General features: G+C 32.2%; 19 protein-coding genes. 6 read left to right on the forward strand and 13 right to left on the reverse strand.

The window, feature by feature from the left end; genetic code table 11:
• The 4 genes from N5D90_RS08565 to dprA all read right to left on the reverse strand — a co-directional run.
• On the reverse strand, nt 1–230 hold a 230-nt coding region (locus N5D90_RS08565; RefSeq protein ID WP_280062178.1), incomplete at its 3' end, for a hypothetical protein.
• Complete coding sequence (gene recO / locus N5D90_RS08570; protein WP_280062179.1) at nt 230–949, reverse strand: DNA repair protein RecO; 720 nt, start codon at nt 947–949, stop codon at nt 230–232. The genes recO and N5D90_RS08565, both read right to left, overlap by 1 nt.
• Nucleotides 949–3,177, reverse strand: coding sequence for a two-component regulator propeller domain-containing protein (locus N5D90_RS08575; protein WP_280062180.1), 2,229 nt, complete (start codon nt 3,175–3,177; stop codon nt 949–951). Before N5D90_RS08575 ends, recO begins: the two co-directional genes overlap by 1 nt.
• A gap of 58 nt (nt 3,178–3,235) precedes the next feature.
• Nucleotides 3,236–4,333, reverse strand: a complete 1,098-nt coding sequence (dprA, locus tag N5D90_RS08580; protein WP_280062181.1) for a DNA-processing protein DprA — start codon at nt 4,331–4,333, stop codon at nt 3,236–3,238.
• Nucleotides 4,334–4,422: 89 nt separating this feature from the next.
• Here dprA and N5D90_RS08585 point away from each other — a divergent pair, with 89 nt between their 5' ends.
• Entirely contained in the window at nt 4,423–5,577 is a 1,155-nt protein-coding gene (locus tag N5D90_RS08585; protein ID WP_280062182.1) for an SPOR domain-containing protein, read from the forward strand.
• A gap of 79 nt (nt 5,578–5,656) precedes the next feature.
• Here N5D90_RS08585 and N5D90_RS08590 read toward each other — a convergent pair whose 3' ends face one another.
• The 4 genes from N5D90_RS08590 to N5D90_RS08605 form a co-directional block, all read right to left on the reverse strand.
• Nucleotides 5,657–7,105, reverse strand: coding sequence for a TolC family protein (locus tag N5D90_RS08590; protein WP_280062183.1), 1,449 nt, complete (start codon nt 7,103–7,105; stop codon nt 5,657–5,659).
• A complete protein-coding gene (locus N5D90_RS08595) occupies nt 7,098–10,265 on the reverse strand; it encodes an efflux RND transporter permease subunit (protein ID WP_280062184.1) in 3,168 nt (1,055 codons plus the stop codon). Before N5D90_RS08595 ends, N5D90_RS08590 begins: the two co-directional genes overlap by 8 nt.
• A gap of 18 nt (nt 10,266–10,283) precedes the next feature.
• Complete coding sequence (locus N5D90_RS08600) at nt 10,284–11,366, reverse strand: efflux RND transporter periplasmic adaptor subunit (RefSeq protein ID WP_280062185.1); 1,083 nt, start codon at nt 11,364–11,366, stop codon at nt 10,284–10,286.
• A 157-nt stretch (nt 11,367–11,523) separates the two neighbouring features.
• Nucleotides 11,524–11,925: a hypothetical protein gene (locus N5D90_RS08605; RefSeq protein ID WP_280062186.1), complete on the reverse strand. Its 402-nt coding sequence runs from the start codon at nt 11,923–11,925 to the stop codon at nt 11,524–11,526.
• Between the two features lie 174 nt (nt 11,926–12,099).
• Here N5D90_RS08605 and N5D90_RS08610 point away from each other — a divergent pair, with 174 nt between their 5' ends.
• The 3 genes from N5D90_RS08610 (at nt 12,100) to N5D90_RS08620 (ending at nt 13,246) form a co-directional block, all read left to right on the forward strand.
• Nucleotides 12,100–12,621 carry an acyl-CoA thioesterase gene (locus N5D90_RS08610; protein ID WP_280062187.1) on the forward strand — a complete coding sequence of 174 codons (522 nt, stop codon included), beginning with the start codon at nt 12,100–12,102 and terminating at the stop codon, nt 12,619–12,621.
• 110 nt (nt 12,622–12,731) lie between these two features.
• On the forward strand, nt 12,732–12,965 hold the full coding sequence (locus N5D90_RS08615; protein WP_280062188.1) for a hypothetical protein: 234 nt from the start codon (nt 12,732–12,734) through the stop codon (nt 12,963–12,965).
• Nucleotides 12,950–13,246, forward strand: a complete 297-nt coding sequence (locus tag N5D90_RS08620; protein ID WP_038336753.1) for a type II toxin-antitoxin system RelE/ParE family toxin — start codon at nt 12,950–12,952, stop codon at nt 13,244–13,246. Before N5D90_RS08615 ends, N5D90_RS08620 begins: the two co-directional genes overlap by 16 nt.
• 43 nt (nt 13,247–13,289) lie before the next feature.
• On the opposite strand, the gene N5D90_RS08625 is transcribed toward N5D90_RS08620, so the two are convergent.
• Genes N5D90_RS08625 through N5D90_RS08640 form a run of 4 tightly spaced genes read right to left on the reverse strand, consistent with a single transcriptional unit; the run spans nt 13,290 to nt 16,926 of the window.
• Nucleotides 13,290–13,685, reverse strand: coding sequence for an acyl-CoA thioesterase (locus N5D90_RS08625; protein ID WP_038336752.1), 396 nt, complete (start codon nt 13,683–13,685; stop codon nt 13,290–13,292).
• A complete protein-coding gene (locus N5D90_RS08630) occupies nt 13,666–14,670 on the reverse strand; it encodes a Gfo/Idh/MocA family oxidoreductase (RefSeq protein ID WP_280062189.1) in 1,005 nt (334 codons plus the stop codon). The genes N5D90_RS08625 and N5D90_RS08630 overlap by 20 nt, the downstream gene beginning before the upstream one ends.
• Nucleotides 14,671–14,675: 5 nt before the next feature.
• The gene (locus N5D90_RS08635) at nt 14,676–16,337 is read right to left on the reverse strand and encodes a DUF6909 family protein (RefSeq protein WP_038336750.1); all 1,662 of its coding nucleotides are present in this window, start codon (nt 16,335–16,337) and stop codon (nt 14,676–14,678) included.
• A 10-nt stretch (nt 16,338–16,347) separates the two neighbouring features.
• Nucleotides 16,348–16,926, reverse strand: coding sequence for a DUF3109 family protein (locus tag N5D90_RS08640; RefSeq protein ID WP_038336749.1), 579 nt, complete (start codon nt 16,924–16,926; stop codon nt 16,348–16,350).
• A gap of 71 nt (nt 16,927–16,997) precedes the next feature.
• On the opposite strand from N5D90_RS08640, the gene N5D90_RS08645 reads away from it, so the two are divergent.
• Together N5D90_RS08645 and N5D90_RS08650 are read left to right on the forward strand one after the other, a co-directional pair.
• Nucleotides 16,998–18,749 (forward strand): 1-deoxy-D-xylulose-5-phosphate synthase, encoded by a 1,752-nt coding sequence (locus N5D90_RS08645; RefSeq protein ID WP_114998182.1) that lies wholly within the window; start codon nt 16,998–17,000, stop codon nt 18,747–18,749.
• Nucleotides 18,750–18,812: 63 nt separating this feature from the next.
• Nucleotides 18,813–19,307 (forward strand): DUF4252 domain-containing protein, encoded by a 495-nt coding sequence (locus N5D90_RS08650; RefSeq protein ID WP_114998185.1) that lies wholly within the window; start codon nt 18,813–18,815, stop codon nt 19,305–19,307.
• A gap of 13 nt (nt 19,308–19,320) precedes the next feature.
• On the opposite strand, the gene N5D90_RS08655 is transcribed toward N5D90_RS08650, so the two are convergent.
• Nucleotides 19,321–19,650 (reverse strand): hypothetical protein, encoded by a 330-nt coding sequence (locus N5D90_RS08655; protein ID WP_125349981.1) that lies wholly within the window; start codon nt 19,648–19,650, stop codon nt 19,321–19,323.
• Between the last annotated feature and the right edge of the window lie 83 nt (nt 19,651–19,733).

Genomic DNA, 19,733 nt, shown 5'->3' on the forward strand with positions numbered 1-19,733 from the left:
ATTGGTATATTTAATATTAAAAAAACGAAAATCAGTGAAAATATAAATAATACAATATAATACCACCATCCTACATTAAATAATATTAGTTCATCTTTCTTATAGAAGACAAATGCAATAACAAATAATACAATTGAAATGAAATTTGATGTCTTGGTAGAAACAAACTCTTTTCTTATAGTATTTTTTGCTATATCTTCCTTTTTTGATTTTTTACTCTTTCTTCCCATTAACTAAACATTTCATGTAAAACTTGAAGTGATTTTGGCTTTTTGAAATTATTGGTGTGAATTTGATAATACTTTACTAAAATTTCTAATAAGAGAGATCGTTGTGATTGATTGAATATATTTTTTGAATCTTCGGAAAAATGTAATTCTAACAATTTTTTGAACAAAAAAGTTTCATCTGCTTTCAACATATTGATGGATGAATTTGAATTGGTAAAAAATCCATTTTCTAAATCGAATAGATTTCCGTCAATTTCTAAATTTGGATAAAATCCAAGAAAATGAGATAATTGAATCAAGAATATCAAATGAAAATCTGCAAAATCGTCTTTCTTTTGATCAAATTCTTTTAGCGAATGTTCGATGTAAAAATATAATTCAGGATTTTCTGACTCTTCTTTCAGAACTAAATTTAAGATCTCAGCCAAGAAAAAAACAATCGCAGATTTTATAGGATGAAAATGCAACGATTCATAATAATGTGATGTTTGTGCTGATTTTAAGAAAACCAATTGTTGTTCATTTGATTTCGGTTGAAAGCTCAAATCTATTTCTGCTAGCGGAAAATACAACGAAGTATTTCGCTTTTTTTTGGAGAAAACTCCTTTTGCTATAAATGATTTTAAGCCAAAATCTTGTGTATAACAACGAATAATTAAACTCGTGTCACCATATTTTAAGCTCGAAAGTACAATGGCTTTGGTTTCTAAAATTTTCATTAACGGACAACTGCAATTTTCAATGTTTTGGTTTCTGTACCATCTGCATTTGTCATCAAAACTAAGTAAATTCCAGAAGCTACTGGCTTTCCTTTTGCATTATTTGTATTCCATTCAACAATTCCTCCTTCGGCTTTTTTCTCAAAAAGTAAATTTCCAACAATATCTGTAATCTTAACCAACGCACGATTTGGAAGATTTTTTATCGTAACATTCCCTTTATATTCTGGTCGATAAGGATTTGGATACGCAATTGCATTGTTAAAATTATTCGCTTCTGTCGACACATCTCCATTATACGAAACCACACCTTTTTCTGTTGCAAAAAATACTTTTCCTGTCGATTCGTCTATGGAAACATCGTACACAATATCCGAAGGTAAAGGTGAGTTCTTAGAAGTAAAATGCAATTTCGTCGACTCTCCACTATCCGAAACATAATAAACGCCCGCTCCATTAGTAGCAATCCATTTATTGTTTGCATTATCCACTTTTATCGCATAAATCCCAACATCTGTTAACAACGCCTCTGGAATTCCATCTTGAATAATCACAATTGGTTCTGCGACAATATTATTAGAACTTACAGCATTATCAGCTCCGTACAAAACGACTAAACCTTGTTCTGTCCCAATCCATAAATTATTTGATTTGTCATTTGCAACAGTCAGAACATTATTAATTGGTAGCTTATTTGAAGTTGTCATTGTTGTTACAATTTCATATTTTTTGTCTAAAACTGTAACCCCACCTCCTTGTCTACCGCTTGCATAATAGGTATAAACATCAGAAAAATCAGGAGAAAGTGCTACTATTGGAGAAGTTTTATCAACATCATAACTTTTCCAAGTACCATTTGCATTTCTCTCTACATAATACACAGACTGATAATCAGGCGATTTACCATCAGGATATGAAGCTCCAATATGTAAATTTCCTAACTTATCATAAGCCAAGCCCGAAATTCTAGAACTTGGAAACTGATCGTTAATAATTTTCTTAGGTATTAAATCTACATCAAATTCTAATAAATCAGTTCTTCCATTTTTATCACGTCCATATTTATTAAATGATGAAACTATAAATGTATTTTTATCTTTATCTGGATGAGGAGCGATTCTTAAAACATCTCGAATATCAAAAATATCTTTTGAAAGAAAGTTATTCCATTTTTTAGTGTCATAATAAAAGAATCCATCATTATTTTCTAATACGTTTGAATAACTTTCTGTTCCTCCAGGTGCAATCCATACTTTCCCACTTTTTGTCGTTACAGACCAAGCTTTATTGGTAAAAGGTCCATCAGGATAATATTCTTTATGATTAGATAAATTAATAATTCCATGATTTACAGATCCTCCAAAATAAATATTGTTAATAAAAATTCCAGAATTGAAATTTATTTCATTTCCATCTTCATCAATTATAGAATAATCTAGTCCATTCAAAATAGAAACTTGATTGTTTTGAGTAACAATTAATTGTCCATTAGATAATTTTAAATTAAGAATTGTATTATAAGAACCCACTGAAGAGCCATTTAAAGTTTTCAATTCATTGTTTATCGAATAATAAATCTGATTTTCAAACAATTCTATATTGGTAACATTTTGATTAAATGTTGGCTGTGTCCACGAATTAATATTTGGATTATTTAATTTCTTTGAAGTTAATTCGCTTGAATAAATTCCGTTTGAGGTTGCGATATATAGTTTGTTATCCAAAATTGCTGCATCATTTACTACAGCTGTATTTGTGCGCGTTGTTTCTTTAAATTCTTCCTCTTTTAGATCATAAGAAACAATTCCAAAAGCTCCAGAAATAAACGCAATTCCATCGTTTATAAAAATATGATTGACTTTTTTATCTCCCGAAAAACCATTCCATTTGATATCCAAAACCATTGTCGATTCTCCAGATTTCAGCAAATCTAAACCTCCATTTTCATAACCAACTAAAAACGAATCAGAATCTTTGTCATAAGCCATTGCAGAAACCCCAACATTGTTCAAGAAATTGGTTTTATTTAGCTTAATCCAATCACTTGTTGGATTTTGAGGATTGAACAAGAAAATTCCGTTTTCAGTTCCACAATAAATCACACCATTTACTTCTTCCAACAATTTCACATTATTGTAAGAAAAAAGATCAGTCCAACGCACTTTATCATTTTGAGCGTTTAAACTTGTGAAAATCATGGTGATGAAAATGAACAATTTTGTCTTCATAATGCACAAAAATACTGTAATTTATAACAAAATAACTTGCTAAAAATTGTATTGCTTGTTACAATAAATCATAAAATTTACCTGGAAGAGTCGAAATTATTTGCTTTAATTCCAAATCTAATAAGGTTGGCATCAATTCGTAGGATTTCAAATTTAAGTCAAAAGACATTTTATCAATATGTTGTTTTCCGTTGGTTTTGAGATAATTTACAATTAAATTTTCATCATCAGAAAACTCAATAAACAAATCTATTTGCTTTGGTTTCTTCTTCGAATTGAAGTTAAAATAATCAATAATATCTTCCGAGTTTTCGACCAAATAAGCCTGATGAGATTTTATCAAATAATTGCACCCAATACTCAACACATCTGTTGATTTTCCTGGTAAAGCAAATACTTCTCGATTATATTCATTTGCAAATTTTGCAGTCACCAAACTTCCACCTTTAAAAGCAGATTCTACCACAATTGTGATATCCGACAAGCCTGCAATAATCCGATTTCGTTGCAAAAAAGCTTCGGGAACGACCGCTTTAAAACTTGGTTGTTCTGTAATCCAACCGCCTTTTTGTAACATCTCAACCGCAACTTTTTTATGAGATGCAGGATAAATTCGTTCAAAATTTGTTCCCATTACCGACCATGTTGCAACATTATTTTTGAGCGCATTTGTATGCGCTTCGATATCGCAACCATACGCTAATCCACTTACAATTGTAACATCAAAATCTGCTAAACCTTCGATTAATTCAGTAATAAAATTCCGTCCATAATTGGTCATTTTTCGTGTACCAACAATCGAAATCTTTTTGTTATTGAATTGATTAAATTCTAAATTTCCTTTACAAAAAATCACCAAAGGTGCATCAATACATTCTTTTAACAATTGTGGATAAACCTCATCATAAAAAGTTAAAATATTGATTTGATTATTTTTACAATATTCTATTTCGTTAAAAGCTAAATCTAACCATTTTTTATTTCCAAAATCTTTGCTTATTTGCTGTCCAATTCCCGAAATTTGCATCAGATCTTTTGGTTTACAATTCCAAGCAGCCTCTGCCGAACCAAAAAATTGAATAATTTTTCGAGCTGTTATATCGCCAATTCCTTTCTGAAAAGAAAGTGCTAGAATATATGGTAAATCGGTTTGCATTTTGTTAAATTATTAATATTAAACCAACTAAGAATAATTTTAAGTATTTATTTTTTTGCTAAATCTAAAAAAAATGTTAATTTCGTAGTATGAGGTTAGAAGAGCATATTAGTCAATTATTATTTCAGCACGATTGTGTAATCGTTCCAAATTTTGGTGCGTTTATCTCAAACACTGCAAATGTGGCGTTTGACGAGCAAACAAACACATTTATTCCACCAAGAAAAGAGCTTTCTTTCAATACAACTTTAACAAAAAGTGATGGTGTTTTGGTGAATAAAATTGTAGAAGATGAGCCAATGTCTTTTGAAAATGCGCAAACATTTTTGAATGAACAAGTTTATTTTTGGCAAGAACATTTGAAAAATGGAAAAGTTTTAACCTTACAAAATATTGGATCATTACAATTTAATGACGCTGGAAAAATTGACTTCAAACCAGAAAATGCTCAAAATTATTTCATCGCCGCTTACGGTCTTTCAAATTTACAAGCCAATTACATTTTAGATTCGTCTAAAACTAAAACCTCTAACAAACACATGTCAAAATTTTTAGCCGCAGCCTCATTAATTCCCATTATTGTTGGTGGCTTCCTATATTTTAATACGCCGCAACCCGTACAAGAATTCGTAACGGAGCAATGGAGCGGTTTGGTTTTGCCAATGATTGGTAAAGATGACGCAACCAAAACTGAAAAACCTACAGTGCAATACGATGTGTATAATATGCCACAAACGATTGCTGAACCTTCTTTGGTTGAATATCAAATTGCCGAAACCGTAACGAAAACAGATACAATTGAAACGCCTAAAAAAGTTGAAATTACAGTTGTAAAGGAAACGAAACTGAATGAAACTGAAAAGGAAATTACGGCAATTGTAAAGGAAAAACCTTCGACAAAAGAAGTTGTAAAAACAGAAACGAAAAAATTAACGAAAGTTGAAGCTCCTAAAACAGCTGAAAAGAAAGTTGAGGACAAAAAAGAAATTGCAACTAAAACAACTGCAAAATCTAGCAATAAAAAATATCAAGTAATTGCGGCTTCGTTAAAACGTCAAGAAGATGCTGATCGTTTGGTTGGAGAATTGAAAAAACAAGGTTACAAAGATGCTGGAATTTCTTATGTAAAAGGTCGCTATTATTATGTTACATATAGCAGCTTCAATAACATAGAAGACGCGCAAAAATATATGAATGATGTAAATAAAAAGTCTCCTGGAACTTGGGTTAGAACTGAAAATTAATTCATCATTTTAATACAATATAAATCGAAATAAGCTGCCCAAAAGGCAGCTTATTTCTTTGTTAGAATGAATATGAAAACTACTTCCAGCCTCCGCCTAAACTTTTGTAAATAGCGACAACTGTACTTAATTGTTTTTCTTTTGTTTCGATTAATTCCATTTTTGCATCCAATAAATCACGTTGAGTTGTTAACACTTCTAAATAATCTGCACGATTATTTTTGAACAACTGATTCGCAATATCAATAGATTCTACAAGCGCTTTCGCCTGTTTGTCTTTGTACGAATAACTTTGTTCTAAGTTATTTATCTTCGACATTTGATTTGACACTTCTAAATAAGCATTCAAAATTGTTTTATCATATTCGTACAATGCTTGTATTTGATGAGCATTTGCGGTATTAAACTCCGCTTTTATCGCACTTTTATTAATTAAAGGCGCAGCTAATTCTCCTGCCAATGAGTATAGAATTGACTCTGGCATTTTTACCAAATAAGAAGGTTTGAAAGCATTTAGTCCTAAAGCCGCAGAAATATTAAGTGACGGATAAAATTCTGCACGAGCTACTTTTACATCCAATGCAGAAGCTTTCAATTCTAACTCTGCTTGTTTGATATCAGGACGATTTGATAATAATTCAGACGGAATTCCTGCATGCATTGTTTGCGGAATCAAATCCATAAAAGACGAACCATCACGTTTTATCGTCTGCGGATATCTTCCCAATAATGCATTAATTCTATTCTCAGTTTCTGTAATATCTTGTTTAATATTAAACTCTTCACTTTCAGATTTTAATAATTCTGCTTCAAATTTTTTCACCGCTAATTCAGTTTCACGAGCAGCTTCTTTCTGAATTTTCACCACACGTAGTGATTCTTTTTGCAACTCAATATTTCGATGAATTAAATCTAATTGACTATCTAAAGACAATAATTCATAATAAGACGAAGCGATTTCAGAAATTAAATTTGTCAAAACAAAATTCTTTCCTTCCACCGTTGATAAATAGCGCGCAATCGAAGCATCTTTCGAATTACGTAATTTTTTCCAAATATCAACTTCCCAATCAGCGCTCAACCCAATCGCATAATCCATCAAAGGATCAGGCATTTCTTTCCCAGGTTTTATCTCAGTCGAAGCGTCACCAGCACCTTGACTTGTGTAACGACCAACTTTCTCCACGCCAACTCCAGCAGTTGCAGCTACCGTAGGAGATAATTTTCCGTTTTTGTACAACACTTCATTTTTAGAAATCTCAATTTCTTGAAGTGTAATCATCAATTCTTGGTTATTTTTCAACGCTTCTTCTATCAAAACAACCAAATTTGGATCAGTAAAAAATTGTTTCCAAGGCGTTAATCCAGAACTTGGTGCATCATCATTTTGCACATTTTCATAAGCTTCTGGAATTTTTGGTGCTTGATGATTTTCGATTTCTTTGCTTACCGCAGGAGCTTTACAGCTCCAAATCATTGTTCCAAAAAGACTTATTGCAATTATATTTTTTAAACTATTTTTATTCATCTTCCGTGATTTCTTCTGTTAAAGGATTCTCATCTTCGTATTTCACCAATTGCATTTTATCCGCCAAGGCGCCAAACGCAACATATAAACCGGGCACAATAAACAACCCGAAAATAGTTCCGAACAACATTCCACCCGCAGCAGCAGTACCAATTGTTCTATTTCCTACTGCTCCCGGACCAGAAGCAATAACCAACGGAATAAGACCTGCAATAAACGCAAATGATGTCATCAAAATTGGACGGAAACGAACTCCTGCACCTTCAATCGCTGATTTTACAATTGATAAACCTTCGTTATGTTTCTGCACAGCAAACTCAATAATCAACACCGCATTTTTACCGAGAAGTCCAATCAACATCACCATTGCAACTTGTGCATAAATGTTGTTTTCTAATCCTAATAATTTCAAGAAGAAAAATGCTCCGAAAATTCCTGTTGGTAATGAAATGATAACTGGTAAAGGCAAAATGAAACTTTCGTATTGTGCTGATAAAATCATGTAAACGAAAATTAAACAAATGGCAAAAATAATCACCGCTTCATTTCCACGAGAAACCTCATCCTTAGAAATTCCAGCCCAATCAATTCCAAAACCACGAGGCAATGTATTTTTAGCAACTTCATTAATCGCTGCAATCGCTTGTCCACTACTATAACCAGGAGCTGGCGTACCACTAATTTCTGCTGCATTATACATATTGTGACGCGTAATTTCTGATAATCCATACACTTTTTCAATTTTCATGAAAGCTGAATACGGAACCATTTCACCTTGATCATTTTTTACATATAATTTCAATAAATCCTCTGGTAATGCACGATATTCTGGAGAAGCTTGTACCATCACTTTATAAGGTCGGTCAAATTTGATGAAACTTGTTTCATAATTAGAACCAACTAATGTTGATAAATTATCCATCGCATTTTCGATCGAAACTCCTTTTTGTTCGGCAATATCATTGTCAATTTTCAAGACATATTGAGGAAACGAAGCACTATAAAATGTAAATACAGAACTCAATTCTGGACGACGAGTTAATTCTTTTACAAAATCACGACTCACTTCTTCCATTTTATGATAATCTCCACTACCCGCTTTATCTAACAATCTCAACTCGAAACCTCCTGCAGCACCATATCCAGGAACAGATGGTGGTTGAAAATATTCGATATTCGCACCATTTATATTCCCAGCTTTTTCTTCTAATTCTTTGATGATTTCTTCCGCAGATTTAGAACGTTCGTCCCAACTTTTCAAGTTAATCAAACAAGTTCCAGAGTTTGCTCCGGTTCCTTCTGTCAAAATCTCATAACCTGCCAATGACGAAACTGATGAAACGCCATCAATTCCTTCCGCAATTTTTTGTAATTTTTGAGAAACTTCATTCGTTCTTTCTAACGTAGAACCTGGAGGTGTTTGAATAATCGCATAAAACATTCCTTGATCTTCGTTTGGAATAAATCCAGAAGGCAAACTATTATTCAAAAAGAAAACTCCAGCACAAAATGCTAATAAAATTCCGAATGTAACAGTGCGTTTGTTAACTGTTTTGGTTAAAACTTTTTCATATTTAAAAGAACCTTTGTTGAACAAATTATTAAACTTCAACAAAAATTTATTTAACATCGTTTTCTTTCTTGGTTGATCATGATTATTTTTCAAAATCATTGCACACAAAGCTGGTGTAAGCGTTAATGCAACAATTCCTGATAAAATAATTGATGTCGCCATCGTAATCGAAAATTGACGATAAAAAATACCGACTGGACCAGACATAAATGCAACTGGAATAAACACGGCTGCCATTACAAATGTGATTGCGATAATTGCTCCACTGATTTCGCGCATCGCTTCTTCCGTCGCTCGTAAAGGCGAGAGATTTTTCTCTTCCATCTTCGCGTGAACAGCCTCTATCACCACAATCGCATCATCGACGACGACTCCAATCGCCATAACTAAGGCAAAAAGGGAAATCAAGTTTAATGTAATTCCAAAGAAACTCATCAACGCAAAAGTTCCGACCAAAGAAACAGGAACCGCCAACGCAGGAATCAATGTAGAACGCCAATCTCCTAAGAATAAAAACACCACAATACCAACTAAAACGAAAGCTTCAAAAAGTGTGTGTACCACTTTTTCCATCGAAGCATCTAAGAATTTCGAAACGTCATATGAAATCTCGTAATCCATTCCTTTTGGCAAATTATTTTCTTTCAAATCTGCCATCAATTCTTTGATGTTTTTGATGACTTCACTCGCATTACTTCCGTACGATTGTTTTATCACAATTGCGGCAGAAGGTTTTCCGTTCAATGTTGAATAAATATCATACATCGAACTTCCAAATTCTATATTAGCAACATCTTTTAAACGTAAGATTTCTCCATCAGGATTTGCTCTTAAAATGATATTTCCATATTGCTCTTTTGTGTTATATCGACCTGAATATTTTAACACATACTCGAATGTTTCTGAACGTTTTCCAGAACTTTCTCCAGTTTTCCCAGGCGAAGCTTCAATACTTTGTTCATCCAATGCTTTCATCACATCATCAGCAGAAATATTATACGCTTGCATACGATCTGGTTTCAACCATACACGCATCGCATATTCTCTGTTTCCTAAAATATCTGCATCTCCAACTCCATTAATACGTTTTAACTCAGATAAAATATTGATATCCGCATAATTATATAAAAATTGCTGATCAGCTTTTGGATCATTACTATACAAGTTAATGTACATCAACATATTTGATTCTTCGCGTGTAATTTTCACACCTTCGCGCACAACCAAAGGCGGAAGTTTATTGACAACCGAAGAAACGCGGTTTTGCACATTTACAGCTGCAATATTGGGATCAGTTCCTAAATCAAAAATCACTTGAATAGACGCTTCACCATCATTCCCAGCATCAGATGTAATATATTTCATTCCTGGAACACCATTTAGCGCACGTTCTAATGGAATTACAACCGACTTGATCAATAATTCATTATTCGCACCGGGATATTCCGCTGTAATATTCACCTTTGGAGGTGAAATTGATGGGAATTGCGTTACAGGTAATTTGACTAATGATAGAATTCCTAAGAAAACTATAATCAACGAAATGACAATCGAAAGAACGGGTCTTCGAATAAATTTATCAAACATAACTTTGAATTTTTTAGATTAGTTTGATTTTAATTTTAACGATGATAGGACTTTTCTTGGTGCAATAAATTTCGTTTTGATTTTATCATCATCTTTCACTTTCTGAACACCCTCTAACAAAATATTATCTTTCTCCGAAAGTCCGCTTTCTACCACATAAACATCAGGCATTTCTAAACCAATCGTGATATTTCTTGATTTCACAACACCATTTTTATCTACTACAAAAACATAGGTTTTATCTTGAATTTCGTAAGTTGCTTTTTGTGGAATTAATAAAGCATCATGTAACGGAACTGTCATTTTTACTTTTCCTGTTTCACCATTTCTCAACAAATGATTTGGATTTGCAAAACGCGCACGAAACGCAATATTTCCTGTTTCGTTGTTAAATTCTCCTTCTATCGTTTCTACCAAACCTTTTTCTGGTAAAGGTTTATTATTTGCCATAATCAACGAAACTTGTTTACTCGCTCTATCTTGAATATTTGTTTGATAATCTAAATATTCTGGCTCAGAAACGTTGAAATAAGCAAACATTGATGAGTTATCAGACAAATTTGTTAATAACATTCCTTCATCAATCAAGCTTCCCAATTTCATAGGAATTCTATCAATAACTCCAGAAAATGGCGCACGAATATCTGTAAATGATAAATGTAATTGAGCCAATTGCATTTCTGCTTTCGATTTTTCTAATCGTGCTTGCGCAATGGCTTTTTCGTTCTTAGAAACGACATTGTTATCAGCCAAAGTTGCTGAATTTTGCAACTCAATTTGCGCCTCTTTTACCTCCGCTTTCGATTTTAAATATTCGGCTTGATACATCGAAGGCATAATGCGAAACAACAATTGACCAGCTTGTACATGTTGACCTTCATCCACAAAAACTTTTTGCAAATATCCTTTTTCTTGCGCACGAATTTCGATGTTTCGTACCGACTGAATTTGGGCAACATAATCCTTATCTACAATCGTATCCATTTTGATTGGCGTTGTGATTGGATAATCTTTCACTTCTTCTTTTTCCTGTTTTTTTGACGAACAACTTGTTGCCAACAATACAGTACTCAGAGCAACAAATAATGCAACTCTTTTCATAATTCTTCTAACTATTAAATGTAAAATTTGATTAAATGGATTTCTTGGCAGAAGTAGTTTTACCAAAAAATATTACATACAAAAATTGGCTAACATTCAGCTATTCATGGACTGAACACTAATTTTTGGTGTAATTTTTAAAAATTTAAGAAATCAATCAAATTCTGATTGTACGCAACAAAATGTACTTACAACTCGAAAATTTGATGGTTTTATTGTAGAAGATGTGTTTCTTTCTTAAACCTTGAATAATAAAGTTTAAAACCAGAACAACACTTAATAGTTTGATACAAGTTTCTAAATCGATTTTGTTTGATGTCTGAAAATCGTCATCAATCGACTCGATACTTGGATTAAATTCTTGAAATTGATTTGAATTTGAAGTTTTAGAAAATTTAGTTTCAACAATTTTACTTGCGTGATAAATATGCGTATTATCGTTGACAACTGTCTGTGAAGTTAAATTTCCTTGAAAATGTTGTGTACCTGCAAGCACTTTAGTTTCCGCAAAAAATAGCAGAAATAAAGCAGATAGCAAGTATGTGATAAACATTTTCATAATTCTGTTCAAATGTAAGACTTGAAATAATACAATAATCTATATTAACATTTTTTAACTATAAAATTTTATTGATTTAATAAAAAACTCAATTACAAATACTTAACACAACGATAATAACTGTTTCAAAACTCAAATATTTTGTTGAAATTTGCACCCAACAAACAAAAGTTTATGGCGAAAGCAAAAACAGCAAAAGAGTCGTTAGCAGTAATGACAAACTTGGTTTTACCGAATGAAACCAACAATTTAGGAAACATGTTCGGAGGCGAATTATTGGCTTCTATGGACAGAATTTCTTCTATTTCTGCGAAAATGCATGGTGGAAGTTTTTTGGTTGTAACAGCAAGTGTTAATCACGTTGCGTTTAACATTCCGATTCCAATGGGAAGTACGATAAAGTTAGAATCTAAGGTGACTCGCGCATTCAAATCATCGATGGAAGTTTATGTTGATGTTTACGTTTACGATTACGAAAATTGTGTTTATAACCAAACAAACAGTGGTATTTACACATTTGTAGCCGTTGATAATGATAATAAACCTGTTCAAGTTCCTGAATTAATTCCAGAATCTGAACAAGAAATCGAACGTTATGAAGCTGCTTTGCGTCGTAAACAATTAAGTTTGATTTTAGCCGGAAGAATGAATCCTGCTGATGCACACGAATTGAAATCGTTATTTATAGCAGAATAAATTCTTTTTTATAATATCATCTAAATCGTTGAATTTATTTAATTAAAATTCTGCGATTTTTTATGTTTTAAATTTTTCATTAACTTTATCTTATTCTAAAACAAAACAATATGAGTATTTCTGATTTAAAATTGGAACTAATTTTACAAATTTCAAATCTGAATGATAAAATGAAATTAGAAGAAATTTTAGAATTATTGAAATTTCAAACCGAAAGTTCTATTTATGAAGTTTCTGAAGAAGAAGAACTTGCTATAAAAGAAGCTAAAAATCAGATTTCGAGTAACAATGTTTTGTCAAATTCTGTTGTTAACGAAGAAATGAATGAATGGTTGAAAAAATAATTTGGACAACTCAAGCAAAAAATGAATTATTCGACATTCTTGATTATTGGAAAAATCGAAATAAATCAACTATTTATAGTCAAAAACTTTTTCAATTAATTCAAAATCAAATCAATCTAATTATCTTATTTCCTGAAATTGGAAGAAAAACAAATTTTGAAGATGTTAGAGTCAAAATTATTAAAGAATATCTTCTATTTTATGAAGTAAAAGATTCAAATCTCTATATTTTAACGATAAAAAGTTCAAAACAAAATCCGAATAAATTCAGAATAAAATAAAAAAGTCGAAACAATGTTTCGACTTTTTTATTGATATATTTTTTTAACCTTTTCCAGCTAAACGATCCACCACATATTCTATTTGTGTTTTCCCGTGCGGTTTAGGTTTTCCTTCTGCATCTAAATTTACCATTGTAATTCGATCGACTGTAATAATGGTTTCATGCGTCATTTTGTTACGTACTTCACATTGTAAAACCAATGAAGTTGTTCCAAATTTCACCACCTCAATTCCAATTTCTACAATATCACCTTCACGAGCTGAAGCCATAAAGTTGATTTCAGACATATATTTAGTTACAACATGAGAATTTTCTAATTGCACAATACTATACAACGCCGCTTCTTCATCAATCCAAGCCAAAAGTTTTCCTCCAAAAAGTGTTTTATTTGGGTTAAGATCTTCCGGTTTTACCCATTTACGAGTGTGAAATTTCATAGTTTTCTGTTTTAAGTTCTTGCTTATTTTCTGTTGCCAAATGATTCGCATCCGAAATAAACTTGACTAAATTTACAGCATATTTTCCATCTAACAAAGATTCATTGTGACGGATTAACGCATCAGAAATCTCGGCAATAGCGTTAGGATGAAAATTCTTTTGTTCAGTAGAAATTTTGTTTGAACAACACACATTTTTTAAATCAGAATAAATCATTTGATTAAGATATTGATCTCCAACCTTAATTGTTCCTTTTTCAGCAATAAGCGTGATATTACTTTCGAAATTTTTATTGAAAACTGATGTTGTATAAATCATATGTCCGATTGCTCCATCAGCCGTAAAATCAACACAACCCGAATCATCAAATTCTGTCACTTCTTGATGTGTAAAATTGAAACTTTTTGAATTTGTACAAATTACCTCATCAAACCAAAAATTCATGATATCAACAAAATGTGAAAATTGAGTAAATAAAACACCTCCGTCCATTTCTTGGTTTCCGTGCCATTCGCGCAACTTGTAATAATTCTTATTACGATTCCAATAGCAATTAATATTCACCATGAAAACTTTTCCTAACGAATTATTGTCAATCAAATTCTTTACATATTGCACAACTGGAGAAAAACGAAGTTGCATTGACGTAAAAACTCTAAGATTTTTCTCTTCCGCAACTTTCAATATTTCCTTTGCATCTTCTACTGTTAATGCAATTGGTTTTTCAATCAAAACATTTTTCCCAGCTTTTAAGCAACGAATCGCATGTTCGCGGTGTAAACCATTTGGCGTAGCAATCACAACAACATCCGTTTCTTGATCTTCGTTCAGAAAACTTTCAAGTGTTGAATAACCTTTGAAAGGTAAATCTTCTGGTAAATTGAAATCAATCACCGAAATTAATTGTGCGTTTTCCGTTTCCTCTATCGCTTGTTGATGTACACGTCCAATATGACCGTAGCCTAAAATGGAAAAATTCTTCATTGAATTTATTTAATAATTTTTTCTAATATCTTTTGTGTGATTAGATATGTTGGTTTTACACCTGTTAATCCTAAACCTCCAGAAGCCAATGTACTTCCTGTTTCTAATGGATTATCTGAAGCGTAATATGCATACATTACTTTGACATCTCTATCAATATGATGTCTAATTTTTGATGCAACCTGAATCGCTTTTTGGTAATGCGCACCTTCCATTTCTAATCCAATCGCTTGGAAAGACGAATTTTTGAAATATTCTAAAACGTCTTTATTTTGTAACGATGTTCCTAAAACCGAAATCATTGGTCCTTCGTAAACACCTAAACCTTGACCTTCGAAATCAGCAGCAGTTAATTCGTTATCAAAAACATAATTATCTGTAGTTCCTTCGAAAACATGCGCCGTCGCAATCATAATATCACCTTTATTTCCTTCCAAAATTCCGGCTTTACCCATAATTGCAACAGATTTTACATTCATTTTGAATTTTACATCTCCAACTTTGTATGGTTTTAACAACTCATCCATCGCTTCAAATGCTTGCTCACCAAAAGCATAATCCATCACAATAATCACCTCATTGTTCTTATCTTTTGCATAAGAAAACGCAGAATTGGCAATGTTTACTTTAGATAAATCAATAATTTGAACATCGATATTTGTTCCTGATTGATCTTTGATGTAAACTAAACCGTTTTGTTGAGTGTATTCATTTAACGAATCGCGCAACATTTTGTTGTTTGCCGCACTCAAATCTTCGTAAATTTCTACTCCATCATTTTTATATTTTCTTTTCAATCCATCATACGCATACAACATGTTAGACACACTGTGCATATTAGCAGAAATGATGTGAATGTTTTTATCTTGAAGATTATTTTCGAATAATACACGTTTGATTTCATTCGCCCATTTTTCTCCAATCATATGATGACCAATCGATTCACGTAAAGTTGATGTAAATGTAATTTCACGTTTCTTAGTTCCGATACGATCTTGTTGACTTGTATATCCCATCCAATAAACTACACGGAAAAAATAATCTTTATCGTCTGCTTTACTGAAATAATGATGAATTTCTTGTGTTTCTTCAAACGTTCTTCCTAAAATAGTCGATAAATGCATCAAAGCAACTTCGCGTTCTTTTCGAGAAATTTCAACTTCATTGAATACAACATTTTCGATAAATTCCCACGCTCTACTTTTAGAAAGTGTTTCGTTACTGAATGCTCTATTTCTGATTTTATCTGCCTCGTTATATAAAAACGTTAAGTGCGTCAACACATCATAGATATCAGAACGACCGCGAGAAATTTCGATATTCATTTGATCATCATCAATTCTATAGCAAAAACGACGACGTTTTGCAGGAATAATTGGTGTGAAAATAGAACGATCATAGCCTTCGTCAGATGTAAAAGACACATAAGGTGTTTCTACAATTCCTTCTGGTAAACGATCTAAAACGTACATTAATCCGCTTAATTCTACTTTGTTTGGATCTGTCATTGATCCGTAGATTTCAGGATTGATTTCGAATAATAAATTTCTTAATATTTTTCCAGGCGCACCAGATGGACGGTACACTCCTCTATGAAATAAATGACGCATAGAGATATATAATCTTTCAATAGCGTCAGTAGATCTTCTTGCTCTTGTTATTGACATAATAATTTTTTTACTTTTTTTGGTTGTTTAATTCTTGTTGAATGGCCATTAATTCATCGTACCATTCTTGTCCAAATTTTCGGACCAACGAATCTTTTGCAAATGTTGCAACATTCACTTTCAATTCTTTTCCTAAGGTACAAGCATCCGAGCAGATATCCCATACATCATAGTTAACAGAAGTGAAATTTGAATATTCCTTAACACGAACTGGATACAAATGACAAGAAATTGGTTTTTTGTAATCGACCTTTCCATCTTCGTATGCTTTTTCAATACCGCATTTTGAAAAACCATTTTCTTCGAAAACTAAATAGGCACATTCGCGATTATTGACTAATGGAGTTACCCAATCGCCGTCAGTATCCATTGTGTACTTACCTTCTTGCTCAATCACCGCAATTCCTTCGGGACGCAAATAAGGTTTTACATCTTCATAAATATCGTCTAATACAGTTAGTTCGTCATCATTCAAAGGCGCTCCTGCGTCACCTTCTACACAACAAATCCCTTTACATTTGTTCAGATTACAAACAAAATCTTCATTTAGTAGTTCTTCAGATACAAGGGTTTTTCCTATTTGGAACATGTTACATTAAATTTTGTAACATGCAAAGGTACGGAAAATTCCTCAGAAAAATGTAATTTTGTAAAAGAATAATGGATAATCTACTTTCAAAAATCAATCATCCTAAGGAACTTAGGACTTTTGAAGCGTCTCAATTAACTGCTTTAGCTCACGAGATGCGCGAGTTTATTTTGGATACTTTGAGTGTAAAACCAGGACATTTAGGTGCTAGTTTGGGTGTGATTGAATTAACGATTGCATTACATTATCACTACAATACACCAAAAGATTTGTTGATTTGGGATGTTGGCCATCAATGTTATCCGCATAAAATTTTAACTGGTCGTCAACAAATTTTTGATTCATTACGTCAAAAAGACGGTATTTCTGGTTTCCCAACGCGTATAGAAAGTGAGTTTGATACATTTGGAACGGGACATTCTTCTACTTCTATTTCAGCAATTGTTGGAATGGCAACTGCAGATAAAATCAATCAAATCAATAGAAAACACATTGCAATTATTGGTGATGCATCGATTACTTCTGGAATGAGTTTAGAAGCATTGAATCATCTTGGATCTACAGATTTGGATGTTTTAGTGATTTTGAATGATAATGATATCGGAATTGATCCTTCGGTTGGAGGATTGAAAAAACATTTTAAATCATTAGAAAATCAATCCGAAAATATTTTCTCCAATTTCGGTTTAAATTTTATTGGAACAATTGATGGACACAATTTTGATGATTTACTAAATGCTTTCAATAAAGCTGATTATATAAAAGGTCCGAAAGTTTTACACATCAAAACAATAAAAGGAAAAGGTTACGAACAAGCCGAAATCGATCAAGTAAAATGGCATGCTCCAGGTTTGTTTGATAAAGAAACGGGCGAAATAAAATCAAAGAAAAAAGAAAAATCGTATCAAGATGTTTTTGGTAAAACCATGCATCAATTACTTAAAAATAACTCACAAATCGTTGCGATAACGCCTGCAATGTTAACAGGAAGTAATTTGGTGAAATGTCATCAAGATTTTCCTGAACGTGTTTTTGATGTCGGGATTGCAGAACAACATGCGGTGACGTTTGCAGCTGGTCTGGCGACGCAAAATACCATTCCGTATTGTGTGATTTATTCGACATTTTTACAACGTGCGTACGACCAAGTCATTCACGATGTAGCGTTACAGAATCTACCTGTTGTATTTTGTATTGATCGTGCAGGATTCGTTGGTACAGATGGCGCGACGCATCATGGTTATTTTGATATTGCATATTTGCGCGAAATTCCGAATATGATTGTTTCTTCGCCTCGAAACGAAAAAGATTTCAAAAATCTATTGTACACAGCGCAGTTTACAACTCAACCATTTGCTATTCGTTATCCAAAAAATAATATCCAAACAAGCAATTCTAAAGTCAAAAAAATAGAAATCGGTCAATCTGAAATTATTTTTGAAGGAAATCAATTAGCGATTATTTCGACTGGATTAATTAGTTCTCGAATCGAAGAAATTATCATCCAAAATCATCTTCAAGATAAAGTTGCTTTGATTGATTTTCCATTTATCAAACCTTTGGATGAATCTCGCTTAAAAGCTATTTCATTAAAATATTCTACCATTCTAACTTTTGAAGATGGAATAAAAAAAGGTGGTTTCGGAAGTGGAATTTTAGAGTTTTTAAACTCTATTCATTACAAAGGAAATATCACAATTAATGGATATCCGGACGAATTTATCGAACATGCTTCGATTTCTGAATTAGAAAAAATGGTTGGTTTAGATGATTCATCAATATTAGAAATGCTTTTTTCTTACCTAAAAATTCAACAATCCTAAAAATTAATAATTTTCGGTACGAGAGTTGTTATAGCTTTCTCTAATTTATAAAACACAACAACAATGAAAAAAATAATCGGTTTATCTTTTATAGCAGTATTGTTAACGTTGCAATCTTGCGGAACAACAAGCAACATGCAAGAATTCTACACAAAATATGATAATCAATCTACTGTAATTCCTTTACCTTCTTTTGCGTTGAAATTAGCTGGAAAAGCTGGTGGTACAGATTTATTTAATTATTTAAAATCGGCTAAAGTTTTTGTTGTTTCAGATGCAGGGCAAGGAAAACAAAAAAGAATTATGAATGATTTGCAATCTTCTATGCGTGGTGAAAAATATGAGAACTTGGTAAAATTCAAAGCGAAAGATAGCCGTTTGAACATTTCATTACAAGAAGATGGCGGACGAGTTAAGAAAATGATTTTTGGAATTAACGGTTTGCGAAATGTATTGGTTATCGATTCTAAATTAGATATTCCAAGAACAGATTTAGACAAAATTTTGGACAAAGTTTCGGCTGAAGATATTGCAGATTTAGCAGATATTTTGAAATAATATAAGAAGCCAGCTAAATAGCTGGCTTTATTTTATACACGACTTTTATCGGTTTTCCTTTAAAATTATATTCTCTAAAGTAAACTATTGCTTGATGATTTATAAATAATTTTTGATTATCATAAAACGATCTAAAATCAAATTTACTATCATCTAAAACGTATAAATCTTTACAGCCTTTTTCTGTATAAAGAGAAGTCGTGAAATTCTTTTTTGACTTTCGAGTTTTTTCAGCTAAATAATCTTCTTCATCATAATTTAAACAAGATTTACCAAAGTCTTTCACAACTATTATTTCTGTCTTAGTTTCAGGCAATTTCACCATCAAACAGCTATTTAACATAAAAAGGAGAATTATAAATCCAAGAAATCGGTAGTTTTTCATCATAATGAAATTAGAGTTATACATTAAAGATAGATAAATTT

This window comes from Empedobacter sp. GD03797 (genome assembly GCF_029842105.1).
Lineage (GTDB): Bacteria > Bacteroidota > Bacteroidia > Flavobacteriales > Weeksellaceae > Empedobacter > Empedobacter falsenii_C.